Raw genomic sequence first — 225 nt, 5'->3', positions numbered from 1 at the left:
TCGTAGCCTTCAGTGCATTCTGGTGTTTCTTCACTAGGCATCAGCAATTGAAATTGCGCTGCCATGTTGATGGCATTAACCATTTTATTCTTTGCGGTGCCTGGGTGGACGTTAACACCGTGACAAATCACTTTTGCCGACGCCGCATTAAAGTTCTCATACTCAAGTTCGCCAACAGGGCCGCCGTCTATGGTGTAGGCCCACTCGGCGCCGAATCTTTCCACA

Annotated in this window: 1 protein-coding gene; it reads right to left on the bottom strand. The window is 49.8% G+C overall.

Features of this window, described 5'->3' with window-relative positions:
- Window positions 1-225: peptidase dimerization domain-containing protein (locus tag AB4585_RS27800; protein WP_372171981.1), on the bottom strand; the 225-nt coding region annotated here is incomplete at both ends.

The organism is Vibrio sp. 10N.222.49.C9 (assembly GCF_041474985.1).
Lineage (GTDB): Bacteria > Pseudomonadota > Gammaproteobacteria > Enterobacterales > Vibrionaceae > Vibrio > Vibrio crassostreae_C.
This window is presented reverse-complemented; position numbering and strand designations above follow the sequence as displayed.